Below are 13,989 nucleotides of genomic sequence, written 5' to 3' on the forward strand. Positions count from 1 at the left end.
CTAAGTTTACTTTCCCATACTCAGCCACTAGCGTCATGGCCGGCACATCGACCCGGCTGCCGCAGGGGAACCCGGCACGGCACCCGTCCGAGAAGGAGCACCACCGTGGGAGTAAGCCCAGAGGCACACCAGTTCGCGGAGTTCCTCTCGAGTGTGAGTGCGAAGTCGTCGACACCCGGCCTCGACCTGGCCGTCATCCGCGACATCGTCGACTCGAACCACAAGGCGTCGACCGAGCCGGAAGGCGTCACCTACGCCGAAGTGGACGCGAACGGCGTCCCTGCTCTGTGGGCCATCCCCGAGGGCGCCGACCCCGACCGGGCGCTGCTCCACTTCCACTTCGGTGGATCCGTCACCGCCTCCATGCACTCGGACCGCAAGGCCGCGGGCCACATCGCGAAGGCGGCCGGCGCCCGCTCCCTCGTCGTGGACTTCCGCCTGGCGCCCGAACACCCCTACCCGGCGCAGCTCGACGATGCCGAGACGGCCTACCGGTGGCTGCTCTCGCAGGGCTATGAGCCGCGGAACATCGGCAGCACGGGCCACTCGATCGGCGGCACTCTCGCGGTGATGCTCCCGCTGCGTCTGCTCGCGAAGGGCGAGGCGACCCCGGGCGCGATCGTCAGCGTCTCGCCGTGGACCGACCTCACCATCCAGAACGCGTCGGTGGACGAGAACGAAGACAACGACAAGATGCTCAGCAGGAACACCCTCGAGCTCTTCCGAGGAGCCTGGCTGCAGGACCCCGCGGTGGACTTCGCCGACCCCGCGATCAGCATCGCGAACGCCGATCCGACCGGCCTGCCCCCCACGACCGTCCACTACGGCGAGTACGAGACCCTCGCCGACGACGGCGCCCAGCTCGGCCGCCGCCTCGCGGACTTCAAGGTCACCTCCGAAGTCCACCCGCTGTCCGAAGGGCAGCACTCGTTCGTCCTGGGCGCCGGGCGCGTACCCGAGGTGGACCAGGCGATCCAGCAGATGGGGCAGTGGCTCCGCAAGCACCTCGGCGCGTAAGCACCTCGGCGCGTGAGCAGAAGCTGCACCTGACGGCGGGCCTGTTGACGGCCAGGCCGCCGCACCACCGCCACGCCGGTGACCGGTCCGCAGGGCTCCGGCATCCTGCTCGACCATGCCGGCCGGTGTGCGGTACTTGTGTCCGATACCGTTCCACACGCAGCCCCACCACCGTCCCTCGATGCCACAAAGGAGTGCGCGATGGGAACGTACGAGGATGTCTTCCGCGCCAGTACCGAGGATCCGGAGAGCTTCTGGCTGAAGGCGGCGGAGGGCATCGACTGGGAGGTCACTCCGCAACGCGCCCTGGACTCCTCGGGCGCACCGTTCTACCGCTGGTTTCCCGACGGGCGGCTCAACGTCTGCTTCAACGCGCTCGACCGGCACGTCGAAGCCGGCCGCGGCGAACAGCCCGCGCTCGTCCATGACTCCCCCGTGACCGACACCCGGCGCACCTACACCTACGCGCAGCTGAGGGACGAGGTGGCGGCCTTTGCCGGAGCACTCGCCCAGCTCGGCGTGGGACACGGCGACCGCGTGGTCATCTACATGCCGATGGTCCCCGAGGCGGCCATCGCGATGCTGGCCTGCGCACGTATCGGCGCCGTCCACTCGGTCGTCTTCGGCGGGTTCGCCCCGCGCGAACTCGCCCTCCGCATCGACGACGCCGCCCCCAAGGTCGTCATCTCCGCCTCCTGCGGCATCGAGGGCAAGCGTGTCATCCCCTACAAGCCCCTGCTCGACCGGGCCATCGAACTCGCCGTCCACAAGCCGGAGAAGAGCGTGATCCTGCAACGCCCGCAGGAACCTGCCGCGCTGGGGCCCGACGATCTCGACTGGGCCGACCTGGTCGCCGCCGCGCCGCCGGCCGACTGCGTTCCCGTCCCCGCCACCGATCCCCTCTACATCCTCTACACGTCCGGAACGACCGGAAAGCCCAAGGGAGTCGTGCGTGACTGCGGCGGCTACGCGGTCGCCCTCCACTGGTCGATGGGCGCCGTGTACGACGTGGGCCCGGGCGAGACGATGTTCACCGGCTCCGACGTCGGCTGGGTCGTCGGGCACTCGTACATCGTCTACGCGCCCCTGCTGGCCGGCGCGACGACGGTCCTGTACGAGGGCAAGCCGGTCGGCACCCCGGACGCGGGCCAGTTCTGGCGCGTCGCCGCCGAGTACCGGGTCAAGACCATGTTCACGGCGCCCACCGCCTTCCGGGCGATCAGGAAGGAGGACCCGAAGGGGGCGCTCACCGCCGGCTACGACCTCTCCCACCTGCGCTATCTCTTCCTGGCCGGTGAGCGCCTCGACCCCGAGACCTATCACTGGGCAAGCGCCCTGCTGGGCATCCCCGTGATCGACCACTGGTGGCAGACCGAGACCGGCTGGCCCATCGTCGCCAACCCGGTGGGCATCGAAGCCGCTCCCCTCAAGCCCGGCTCGCCGACCCGCCCGCTGCCGGGCTGGGACGTCCGCGTCCTCGACGCTTCGGGTGAGCCGGTGTCCGCGGGCGTGGACGGAGCGATCGTCGTGAGGCTTCCCCTGCCGCCCGGCGCGCTCCCCACTCTCTGGAACGACGACAACCGCTACGTCGCCTCTTACCTCTCCGCCTACGACGGCTACTACCTCACCGGCGACAGCGGCCACATCGACGACGACGGCTACGTCTTCGTCATGGGCCGCACCGACGACGTCATCAACGTCGCCGGACACCGGCTGTCCACCGGCAGCATGGAGGAGGCCCTGGCCGCCCACCCCGACGTCGCCGAATGCGCCGTCATCGGCGTCGCCGACGACCTCAAGGGACAGATCCCGCGCGGCTTCGTCGTCCTCAAAGCAGGCAGCAACCGCGAACCGAGCGAGGTCGAGGCCGAACTCGTCCACCTCGTGCGCGAACGCATCGGCGCCGTCGCCTCCCTCAAGGACGTCACGGTCGTGGCCGCCCTGCCCAAGACCCGCTCGGGCAAGATCCTGCGCAAGACCATGCGCGGCATCGCCGACGGCCACGACGAACCCATCCCCTCCACGGTGGACGACCCCGGCGTCATCGAGACACTCCGCCCAGTCCTCCGCCGCGCCGGTCACACCCCGTGAAGGGCTGACAGCGCCCCGGCCGACCGTGGGCGAGCGCGCCCACCGGACTCCGTGCGGCACGGCCCGCCGGCCAGGGCGGGGGCACCTCTTGAATTATGGGAACCGACGCCCATGCCTTCCTCGGCGATCTCGCTCGGGGTCTCGCACCCCGAGCGGATCGAGCATGGCGTGCCGATCAGCGAGCTCCTTCGCGTCTATCGGCTCGTCCACGCAGGCCTGCTTGATCAGCTCTATACGGAAACGGCCCGTGTCGCCGGGTCCCAGGAGCTGATCGACGCGACGACTCTCCCCCTGAGCGCGATGGCCTTCGAGTACGTCGATCGCACGGCGGAACAGGCTGTCGCGGCCTACCAGAGGGACCGCCGTCCCGGCGTAGCGGAACGTACCAACGCATCACCCAGGATCGGGCCATGGGCGTGCCAGTCCGGAGGCAGATCCCGCACAGGGCGTCTCCCGGATGCCACCACAGAATTCTCGGCGATCCCGCCTGACGGACTGCGCATCGGATCGCCCGACCAGCGACGCAACACACCTGACCCCCCATCAGGACAATCGTCAGATGAGCGTCACGAGCGTCATTCCAGCGTCAAGAGCCGCTTCGACGGCAACCGCCACACACTCCACATGATGCGTCGTCGGGAACAGCTCTACTGATGGCTCCAACCCGTCCCTCCCCGGCCAAGATCAGCCCGCTCCGCAGGGGACACGCCGGACGATACTTTCGAGTGCGTCCGAGGCTTCCCGACCCTCTGTCCGCCGCCTTCCGACTACGCCTCGCATCAACTGGCCGCCCGATATACCCCGTCCGTCCATTTGTCGGTTAGACAGGGCGGACAATACGCGGGCCCGAATTCGACCCGGATTCGACCCGAGCAGTTTGTTCAGAGAGAAAACACAGCCTCTGAACTGCGAAAATATAGAGCGGCAGACGAGTCGGGCTATACGCCGGGTATTCCTGGAGCACCTTTCTGACCTGCGGCTTTATGGGTTCGAACCGGCTGTGACCTGCTAGGACGGGTTGCAGAGGCGATCGGAGGCAGTCAGAGGAAACCGCTCTGATTCAACCCGGGTTCGACCCGAGCTGCTCGGAGCCAGCCAGAGGCAATCACCCTCTGTTTGGCCCCGAATCAGCCGAGGTCAGGACGGTGTCGAACCGGTGAGGACTCCTCTGGCGGCCCTCCGAGTCGTTCTCGGTCGAGCCGCGATGGGGACGCCTGCCTCTGATGCGGGGCCAGGCATACGAAGGCCTCCAGGACGGCAATCCTGGAGGCTTCGCTTGGCACCGATTGGAGGTCGGTTCCGGACCCACCCGTGGTTTTAGCGGGCCTGGGTGGCGTCCACGTCCTTGCGAGACGACCCCACAGTGCCACACCACACCCAGCAGACGGACTCATCCCGACGTCCAATTCACCCGAGCGAGCGACTGGGGCTTCACCGGCTGTCTCCGGCTGCGGCTGACCTGGTTCTGCTCGGAGACCTCACCGGCCGCTACGCGGCGGGAAGCTACAGCAGGCTCGGCTCCGACCGCCGGAGCGTGGTCCTGCGCGCGGACCACCAGGGCGCGGCTGAGCACGGGCACCGGATCACCGCGGCCATCGCCTGCCACGTGGCCCGCGCCGGCGGCACCATCGACCAGCTCACGCAGCTCCTGCTGCACCCCGAGCACGAAGGCGGACGGCACACCCGGCAAATCGCGCTGCGATCCGGGCAGTCGCGCGCCCTGGACTATATCCGTCGGGTGTGGGCCAGCGCCTCGGACACGATCAGCAGCACCACGGCGCTGGGTTCCCGGCACGAGGCGTACGAAGTTCTCGCCGCACTGCGCGACCGGATCGAAACGACGCCGTGGCGCGGGGAGCGTGGACGGACCGCGTTGCGGGTGCTGCGGGCGCACCTGAACTTCGCCGAGATCGCGGGCGGACCCCTGCACCACGCCAGTGAGCGGCAGACCGCGGAGGAAGCCGGGGTCTCCCGCACGACACTGCGGGCCGTCTACGAGACGGTCCTCCGGCCACGGGGCTGGCTGCGGCGTCTCCGTGTGGGCCATGGCCGGGAGGGCTCCACCTGGTACCTGGGCGACGTCAATGTCCCCGGACACGGCGACCACGCTCTGCTGTCTCGTTTCCGGTCCACTCAGTTCCCCCCCGACCCGGCACTTGAGGAGTGGACCACCCCTGAGACGGCCACGACGGCCGACATCGACTCCACCGTCCTCAGCCGTCTCATGGGCCACGACGCCTTCGCCCACCACGCCCTCGGCAGCGCCGCCCTCCTGATCATCAGCGCCCTGCACCAGCACCCCCACCAGACCGTTGCCGAGCTCGTCGGCACCTCCTCGGTCTCCCGCGCCACCACCTACCGGACCCTAAATCTCCTCGCCGACCACGGTCTCGTTCACCACACCGGAGAGACCTGGACCCTTGCACCACATGCGCTGGAGGGCTTCGGTATCCGCCTCCCGGACGACGACAACGGCCACACGCCGGCACAGGGCTGGGCCAAGGTCGCCGAGCAACACAGCACCTGGGGCATCGCGGCCCGGCGCAAGGCCCTGCACGCGGCGGAACGGGCGGCCTACCAGGAGGCACTGGACCGGTTTGCGGAGCACCGCAGCAGGGCCGTGGTGCTCGTCCGCAACGGCCATCAGGTCCTGGTACCCATGCCGCGCCCCGACGAGATCCCGCCCACGTGGCACGCCCCGGACGGGCGCGTCCTCGACCCGGTCACCGGCCGTCCGGCCGCCGACTGGCGGGTCGCCACCGACGGCCGCCTGATCCTCATCACCCCATCCGACCAGCGCAGTTACGACGAGCTGGCCGCCGCCCATGCCGAAGCCCTCAGCGAATGGGAGTCCGTCGCATGAACCCACACCCCCCGGCCACGCCTGGCGCGAGCGAGGCTGTGACGCCCCAGGCCCTGCGCCAGCGGTACGAGTCCGGTGCCACGGTCGACGAACTCGTCACCACAAGCGGCCTGTCCTACGGCACCGTCCTCAACCGGCTGCACGACGCCGGGACCGTCATGCGCACCTCCTGGCAGACCCGCCGGATGCGGCAGAACCCACAAGCCCGCAAGCGCCTCGCGGCCCATCTGCGCACCCTGCACGAGCAGCACGGCGCAACCCTCACCGAACTCGCCACAACGGCGGGAGAGACGAGGCGCGGCGCCCGGCGCCTGCTGATCGAGGCCGGCGGCACCGTGCGCACCACCCAGCAGACCCAGCGGATGCGCACGGCAGCGCGGGCCGCCGAACGGTACAAGGTCGCGCTGTCCCTGCGGGCCCGGTACGAGGACGGCGCCACGGTCCCCGACCTCGCCAGGGAACACAGCTACTCCATCGCCACCGTCTACCGGCTCCTGCACCAAGCAGGCACCCGCATGCGGCCCCAGCACCACCACGGACCGGCCCACGACACGAAGGAGCGGCCATGAGCCCCCGCGTTCTCGCAGGTGTCCCCCGCGGCACCTGGCAGATCAAGAAGGCGGTCGTGCGCCATTCCGGCTGCCGCCGGGCAGCACGGGCACCCCCGTCGTCGGCCCGCTCGACAACCCGCGCATCAAACAACACCCCTTCCCTTCAGGAGATCAAGCACACGTGAGTGAGAACACCCGTCACAAGACCCTGGCCGCAGCCACGGAACACGTCTGGGACGCGTTCGTGATCGTCGTTGGCATGCTCAAGGGCGGCACCGGCAAGACCACCTCGGCCTGGTTCATCGCCCTCTACTACGCGGTCGTCCTCGGCCTGCCCACGTTGCTGCTGGACGCCGACGCGACGAGCCAGTCCGCCTACGACTGGTTCAAGGTCGCCCAGGCCGCCGGCTTCGAGATTCCCGAGAACCTGGTTGTCGAGCGGTACCCGTTCGACGACATCGCCGAGTACATCCGGGTCAAGCGCGCCGAGTTCGGCGCGATCGTGGTCGACGCCGGCGGCGGCAGCGCTCGGATCTTCCACGAGGCTGTTACCGAGGCGAACCTGCTGCTCGTGCCGGTCGCCCCCACCAAGATCGAGCGCCGCAAGCTCGTGGCCACCTTCGACGAGGCCGAGCGCGCCGCCGCCCGCAACGAGCACGGCGTCACCGCCCACGTCGTGATGGTCAAGGCCGACGACCGCACCAGCCTTCCGAGCCGGGCGAAGGACCAGCTCCTGGAGCCCGCCGAGGGCGAGGGCATCGGCCCGGATCGCGACGAGCCGTTCCCGCTCGCCGAGACCACCATCCACTCCTGGGTCCACTACATGGAGGCATTCGGCGAGATCCCGACCGAACTGAGCGAGTACGCCAACCTGATGAAGGAGCTGACCGAGGCATGAGCGTGAACAGCGAGCGGCCGAAGCCGCCGGCCCGCCGCACCGGCGGGCGTGCCCTGGGCGGGGCGAAGAAGAGTCCCCCTCCGCCTCCCCCGGCCGCCGAGCTCACGCACGAGCAGTACGCCGCCGAACAGACCGTCACCCGCGACGAAGGCCGTCCCACCACCGAACCGCCGAAAGGTGAGCCCGCTCCTTCCACCGTCCCCGACGATGCCTCGGAGCAGGGCCGGATTGCAGCAGCGCCCGAAGGGACACAGACGTCCACCCAGCCGACCATCGTGCAGCATGAGCCTCCGGCTGCCGCACCTGCAGCTCCAGCGTTGCGGCCCGCGCAGCCGACCGAACCCGCTGCGCGACACGGCCTCTCCCCCGTCCCGTCCGCGGCTCCTGACGGGACCCCGGCCGCCGAGGTGGCGGTCCGTCCGGCAGCTTCTCCGGTCGCCGCCGATACCGCGTTCCCGGTAAGGACCGAGGGGCCGGGGTCTCACCGGGAGCAGTACGTGCGACCGGAGGCAACACCCAGCGAGGGAACACCGTGGGCTCACGGCCCTGGCCGCCCCAAGGACATCCCTGAGACGGCCGTGATCCTCAACCAGCGCATCATCACGCGCGAGAGCCTCGACTCGTCGGTCCCCGCCGCGTTGAAGCTCAAGAAGCGGATCAAGCGCTTCGCGCTGGACAACGAACTCGACCACCTGCCCATCGGCGACATCGTCTCCGTCGCGCTGGACGAGTGGCTCACCGCCCGCGGCTTCTGACGCGGCGTTCATCTCCCAGGGTGTCCGCGAACGCTTCTCGCGTTCGCGGACACCCGTCCCATCGACTATTCCACTAGGCGGCTAGCTAGTCGACTAGTGGGCCGGACTGGAGCAGCACGTGCCCGATCTCTCGCGCCACGCCCGTCAGCTGCGTGAACTGGCTGACGCTCTCGACGCGCAATCCGACCTGACCGACGACCCGTTGGCGCCTCATCCGGACACATTGGAGGTCATCAGTGGCCGCCATACCAGTCGTGGGCAGATCAACTACGCCGTTCCCGACGCTCTCCAACTGCAGCGGCGCATCCGCCGGTACCACGCGGACCACGGCGTCCAGCACGGTGACATCGTCGCCATAGCGCTCGACGCATTCCTTCGCGCCAAGGGCTACCCTCCCGATCTCACCCCGCCCAAGGCCGAACAACAGTGATCACACCCCCGGGCGAGGTCAGTGAAGTCCTCGAAATGTCCCGGCGCCCGTCCTCCGAGTCTCCTCCCGCATGCGTGCACGGGTCGTTGTCGGTGGTCCCTCCTATCCTGAGTTGACCTGGACCAGGCGTGAAGGACGGAGGATCACTCCATGGGGTGGGACAACAACGCGCGACCTCGGCCTCCCAGATCCGGCCGGGCTGCGGCGGGCACTCCGGTGTCCTTCTCGGAGCACTGATCGGATGCCGCAGCGCAGCGTCCAGCAGCGGGCTGGGTTCCGGGGCGAGGCATTCGTCGACAAGGCCGTCTCCGACGCCGGCCATGTGTGGAACGACACCAAACGTGACTTCGCCATCGACGGTCAGATCGAGTTCGTGGACGCCGATCGGGAAGTCACCGGTGTCGCCGTCCTGGCCCAGGTGAAGGGCACAGAAGTCGGGTTTCGGGGCGCGACCGCGACCGAATTCAAGTTCACGTGCAAGGCCGACCACATCGCCTACTGGCTCCGGCTGGGCCGTCCGGTCGTGCTCATCTGCGTGGACCTGCGTGTCCAGCAGGCGTGGTGGAAACGCGTCGACACCTGGTTCGCCGACCCTGAACGCAAGGCACGTCGCGTCGTCCAGTTCGACACGGCCGCTGACCGCTTCGACCTCGATGCCTTCAGTCAGCTTTCGGCCCTGGGCGTGCCCGCCGGAGAGCCGCTGCCACGCCTTGAAGGAAGCGAACAGCTGGTCTCGAACCTCCTCACGATTGAGGGCTTCGCACCGCTCATCTACGAGGCGTCCACGCCGTGTCGTGACCGCGGCGATGCCTGGGAGCGGATGCGCTCGAACGGCAACCAGTTCGAGAGCGGCTTCGTCCTGGCCGCCGGACGAATCTACTCACTGTGCCGACTGGACGAGGGCCCGCTCGCCGTGCTGTGCGACGGGCCGGTCACCTCCATCCCGACGCAGAACTGGGCGACCGCCGAGGACCCCGACCTGCAGCGGCGCTTCGTTTCCCTGCTGAACTTCACCCTGCGCTCCGCCCACCATTCCGAGCTGGTGTGGCATCCCACGAAGAAGGTCGTCTACATGCAGGCCCCGCCGGACCGATCCAGCCGGAAGATCAAAGGCCGCTACCGCGGCAGCCGCGGACGCGCCTTCTTCACCCCGTACTTCGGCAAGGACGACACAACCAAGATCACCTTCTGTCGTCACTACGCTGCCGGCCTGTACTTCCGCCGCTGGAGCGAACAGTGGTTCCTGGAGATCAACCCCACCTACCACTTCACCATCGACGGCCGACGCGACTCGCTGTACGACGCCGAGTACGTCCAGAAAATCAAACGGCTGGAACGCAACAACGCCGTCTATCAGCTCGTACGCGCCTGGGCCGACTACCTGCAAGGCGATGACACCCTGTTCAGAAGCCGCGATGAGCGCATCCGATTCGGCCAGCTCCTGCAGCTCGACTGCGATGCCGCCATCGACGAAAGCGTCTGGAGTCCGCAAGAACCAGCGCCGAAACCGAGCGTGAACGGGCTGGCCGAGGGACTGTGGGAGCTGCCGCAATGAAAGCACCAGTGCTGCACGAGCCGGAACTGGAGTTCCGCGCCGGAAACCGCCACATCGATCCCCGCTACGGCATCAGCGTGTTCGGCCCCGCCGACGCCGACTCACCTACCGGACCCCGTCAGATCCCCATCGCCCTGGTCGGCCCCGCCCATGCGGTCGACGGCATCCGAAGCTGGCTCCAGCGCTGCAAGAACCACATCGAGGCCAAGGACACCAAACCCGGCCAGGAGAACCTGCACCAGCCGTTCCCCGGCTTCAGCACCGACTCCCCGTTCGGCGCCGAGCTCGTCTTCGATGACACCCTCGTCCGCGAGATCCCCGAACGCCAACTGCGCCGCCTGGCCCGCGCCGACACAGCCTCCGCCACCGCCGACGCGGTCGAGATGTACGCCGACGCCGCCCGGTCCCTGGCCGACACCGGACGCTGCCGCGTCGTGATCTGCGCCCGCCCGGAAGAACTCCACGACCGCGAAGAACACCCGCCGTCAGAGGAGAACAGGGCCGAACGCGAAGAGGATCAGGACGAGCGAGGAACCGGAGGCGACTTCCACGACCTGCTCAAGGCCACCGCGCTCACGCTGCCCGCTCCCCTGCAGCTGATGCGCAAGGAGACCTGGACCGGGATCCCGGCCAGGACCAACGGGCAAACACTCCGCCCCCTGCAGGACGAGGCCACCAGGGCCTGGAACCTGCACACGGCCCTGTACTACAAGGCCGGCGGAACCCCCTGGCGCATGCAGCGCCACAGCTCCGACCTGGCCACCTGCTACGTCGGGGTCAGCTTCTACCGCAGCGCGAACGGAAACGAGCTGCACACCGCCGTCGCCCAGGTGTTCAACGAACGCGGCGACGGCGTCGTCGTCCGCGGCGGCACCGCGCAGATCTCCAAGACCGATCGCCAGCCCCACCTGACGCTCTCCGACGCCCGGCAACTGCTACTGGACGCGCTGGCCGAGTACCGCACCGCTCACGGCCACCAGCCCGCGCGCATCGTCGTGCACAAGACCTCGAACTTCACCACCGGGGAGGTCGACGGCTTCCACGAGGCAGCCGACCTGCGCGACATCGACCATGTCGACCTGCTGTGGATCCAGCGGCGCGGCGCCCCGCACCTGTACCGGACCGGGCAGCTCCCACCGCTGCGCGGCACCAGCGTCCAACTGGACTTGCGTTCCCTGCTCCTGTACACCCGCGGCTCCGTGCCGTACTTCCGGACCTACCCCGGCCTGTACGTCCCCCAGCCCCTGCTGATCCGGCCCGCAACGCTCGGCACAGATCTGCTGACCGCCAGCACCGACATCCTCGCTCTGACCAAGATGAACTGGAACAACGCCCAACTCGACGAACGCGACCCGCTCACACTACGCACCGCCTACAGGGTCGGCTCCATCCTCAAGCACGTCCCCGCCGCGGCCCGAATCGCCACCCGCTACGCCTACTACATGTAGCGCTCAGGACAACCTTCGATCGCATCTGCGCCGTCAAAAACGTCTAAGCAGCGCCCCGGGCAAGGGCCGGTCTCGCACTGCTCAGCGGGCCCGACGGCGGTCTCTGACGCCGGGCCGCTCAGCGGTAGTCGCAATTGGGCGACGAGACGCCAGCCCGCCCATGTTGGGTCCCCAAAAGAGGGAACCGGGGCGGGCAGCTTGCCGGTGGACCGGGGCTGTGCTGGATCGAAACACCACCTCGTCGCCGCTCGAAACGCTGGCAAGGGCCCCAGGATGAAGGTGTATGCGGGGGTCTACGTCAGCCACTCCGTCGAGATTTCCCGTTCGAGATACCTCCACGGATCGTTGCGCAGGGCTGCCGGCAATTGCTCCTCGTCGTAGAGGGATCGGGAGACCTCCTGGCAGACGAACTGGGTTAGCCCCAGGACCGTCAGGCGTAGATGATCCCAGCCGCGGGCGAGGGTCACCACGTCCACGAACCGTTCCCTACTCGGGTCGTCCGTGACGTGCGACAGCGCGTTGCGTCGTGGGCCGAACCGGCTGAAATGGCTGTTGAGTTGGGTGCTGAGGTACTGCGGGAGCAGAGGGCGTGACTCCTTGAGCAGCTCGTTTATGGCCGGGCTGCCTTGCCCCATGGCCGGCTTGAGTGCCTCGGCTATCCCGTAGCCGCGCCAGTATGTGGATGTCTGCATCATCTCGGGCCACGGCTCTGCCATGGCCTCCAGTACGAGGACATGATGCGCAAGCCCGATGAAGGCCGATCTGATGTTCGCGTCGTCCGGTAGCGCTGCCGGAGCGACGGGCCACTCGTAGCCGGGCGAGCCGATGATGCTGGCAAGCGTCCATCCGATGATGACTGGGCTCAGGTCCGGGGGCAGCGGTGTGGTGAGACCGGGCACTTCGGCGAGCGCACGCCGCAGTACGTTCGCTGCCAGCGCGGCGCCCAGTTCTCGGTCTTCTCCTGTGGTGCGCAGTCCGGCCAGGATCCAGGTGGCCAGCTGAGCATGCTCGATCCTGGGCAGCGCGAGGCTGCTGACGTTGTCGGCGTCGGTCGACGGCAGCAATACTTCCCAGTACTCGTTGTACGCGTCAGCCGCAGTGCTGAGCCACGCATGGTCGTAGCCGATCACGGCGAGGCGGTCCTCCAGAACGTCGCGGCGTGCCTCGTCGGCGGCGAGCAGCCGGTACAGCTCGGCGTACACAAGCGGTGAAAGCTCGCACCTCAGCTCGTCCATAGGACCTGTTCCAGCTGTTCGGCCAGCGGTACGTCCGGCTCGGCGTCGCCGTCGTAGTCGAAAGCTTCTCGGGGGATGGGGAAGCTTTCGATGTCCGCGCGCCTCACGGAGGGCACGGTCGACCCGCGCAGGAGGATCCGCCTGGTGGCCTGCCCTTCGCGCCCGTTGAGGTAGTGCGCCAGGGCCGGCCCCTGCGCTTGGTCAAGCAGGCGCAGGACGAAGACATGCGGATCTGCCACGCCCGGGCGCTGGGCAACGGTGGCATAGGAATAGTCGCCCAGGCCCGCGATGAGGAGATCTCCGGGAGCGATGACGGTTGCCCCGGAGGTCTCCGGTTCAACCCATCGGCGGGGTGGCTTTCCGGCGAGGGAACTGACGTCCACCACCGGCAGGGTTCCCGGCACTTCCTCAGGCGCTTCGGCATTCCGGGTCGATCGGGACCGTGCGAGTTCCCGGATGAAGGAGCTGAGAGGCTCGCCGTCGCTCAGGAGGTCAGGGCGGGGCGTCGCAAGCGTGATCGCCCAGTCGTTCCGGACACGAAGATCCGCCGTGGCCCACCAGGTCGACTCCGCGGGCGCCTCCGCCTGATGGGTTCGCTCCTCGATCCGGGCGAGTGCCTGGCGTAGTTGCTGCGTGTGCGCCAGAGGCGGCACCGGCAGCGTCATGTCGAGCAGATCCGTTGTCTTGACAGCTCCCGTGGTCGACCCTGCCGCCAGGAGCGCCCGCCGGGCACACCCGCTCTGGCTGTTGAGTACGGCCCAGATCCACAGGGAGTCGACCGGGGCGAGGGGGCGCAAGGCCGTGAACCGGGAAGAGAACAGTGCCCCGTTCAGCCGGTCGTCGATGAGGAGTGCCGGGCCGGATGCCGACGGGGGCACCAGGACGTCACCTCTTCGCAGCCCGTGCAGGCCGACGGCGAAGACGCTCCCCTGGTACTTGGTGCTGCGCCGACGGATGGCGCCTGTTGACGCCGCCACATTGGCGGGCGTGATGACGGGCGACCCAGCCTTTGTCACCGTGTCCGGCGGCAGACTCGAAGCAAGCTCGCGCAGGGAAGCCAGCGGTGCCTGCGTCGGCCACTGGAATGCGGAAGAAGCCAGCCTGACCGGGTCCCATCCAGGTCCGACCCTGCGCAGGTCAACGACC

Annotated in this window: 12 protein-coding genes; 10 read left to right on the forward strand and 2 right to left on the reverse strand. The window is 68.5% G+C overall.

Features of this window, described 5'->3' with window-relative positions; all coding sequences use genetic code 11:
- Nucleotides 1–105: 105 nt before the first annotated feature.
- From OG289_RS02980 to OG289_RS03025, 10 genes are all read left to right on the forward strand, one after another.
- On the forward strand, nt 106–1,017 hold the full coding sequence (locus OG289_RS02980; protein ID WP_327312437.1) for an alpha/beta hydrolase: 912 nt from the start codon (nt 106–108) through the stop codon (nt 1,015–1,017).
- A 201-nt stretch (nt 1,018–1,218) separates the two neighbouring features.
- Nucleotides 1,219–3,108, forward strand: a complete 1,890-nt coding sequence (locus OG289_RS02985) for a propionyl-CoA synthetase (protein WP_327312438.1) — start codon at nt 1,219–1,221, stop codon at nt 3,106–3,108.
- Between the two features lie 111 nt (nt 3,109–3,219).
- Nucleotides 3,220–3,762 carry a hypothetical protein gene (locus OG289_RS02990; RefSeq protein WP_327312439.1) on the forward strand — a complete coding sequence of 181 codons (543 nt, stop codon included), beginning with the start codon at nt 3,220–3,222 and terminating at the stop codon, nt 3,760–3,762.
- Between the two features lie 880 nt (nt 3,763–4,642).
- Entirely contained in the window at nt 4,643–5,971 is a 1,329-nt protein-coding gene (locus OG289_RS02995; RefSeq protein WP_327312440.1) for a transcriptional regulator, read from the forward strand.
- Nucleotides 5,968–6,540, forward strand: a complete 573-nt coding sequence (locus tag OG289_RS03000) for a helix-turn-helix domain-containing protein (protein ID WP_327312441.1) — start codon at nt 5,968–5,970, stop codon at nt 6,538–6,540. Before OG289_RS02995 ends, OG289_RS03000 begins: the two co-directional genes overlap by 4 nt.
- Before the next feature lie 163 nt (nt 6,541–6,703).
- Nucleotides 6,704–7,420, forward strand: a complete 717-nt coding sequence (locus tag OG289_RS03005) for a ParA family protein (protein WP_327312442.1) — start codon at nt 6,704–6,706, stop codon at nt 7,418–7,420.
- A complete protein-coding gene (locus OG289_RS03010; protein WP_327312443.1) occupies nt 7,417–8,175 on the forward strand; it encodes a hypothetical protein in 759 nt (252 codons plus the stop codon). The genes OG289_RS03005 and OG289_RS03010 overlap by 4 nt, the downstream gene beginning before the upstream one ends.
- 118 nt (nt 8,176–8,293) lie before the next feature.
- A complete protein-coding gene (locus OG289_RS03015) occupies nt 8,294–8,605 on the forward strand; it encodes a hypothetical protein (protein ID WP_327312444.1) in 312 nt (103 codons plus the stop codon).
- A 241-nt stretch (nt 8,606–8,846) separates the two neighbouring features.
- The gene (locus OG289_RS03020; protein WP_327320565.1) at nt 8,847–10,160 is read left to right on the forward strand and encodes a DUF4365 domain-containing protein; all 1,314 of its coding nucleotides are present in this window, start codon (nt 8,847–8,849) and stop codon (nt 10,158–10,160) included.
- Nucleotides 10,157–11,608 carry an argonaute/piwi family protein gene (locus OG289_RS03025; RefSeq protein ID WP_327312445.1) on the forward strand — a complete coding sequence of 484 codons (1,452 nt, stop codon included), beginning with the start codon at nt 10,157–10,159 and terminating at the stop codon, nt 11,606–11,608. Before OG289_RS03020 ends, OG289_RS03025 begins: the two co-directional genes overlap by 4 nt.
- Before the next feature lie 293 nt (nt 11,609–11,901).
- On the opposite strand, the gene OG289_RS03030 is transcribed toward OG289_RS03025, so the two are convergent.
- The gene (locus OG289_RS03030; protein ID WP_327312446.1) at nt 11,902–12,843 is read right to left on the reverse strand and encodes a hypothetical protein; all 942 of its coding nucleotides are present in this window, start codon (nt 12,841–12,843) and stop codon (nt 11,902–11,904) included.
- Complete coding sequence (locus tag OG289_RS03035; protein WP_327312447.1) at nt 12,831–13,508, reverse strand: hypothetical protein; 678 nt, start codon at nt 13,506–13,508, stop codon at nt 12,831–12,833. Before OG289_RS03035 ends, OG289_RS03030 begins: the two co-directional genes overlap by 13 nt.
- Nucleotides 13,509–13,989: the final 481 nt, after the last annotated feature.

The organism is Streptomyces sp. NBC_01235, from assembly GCF_035989285.1.
In the GTDB taxonomy this organism is placed as follows: Bacteria; Actinomycetota; Actinomycetes; order Streptomycetales; family Streptomycetaceae; genus Streptomyces.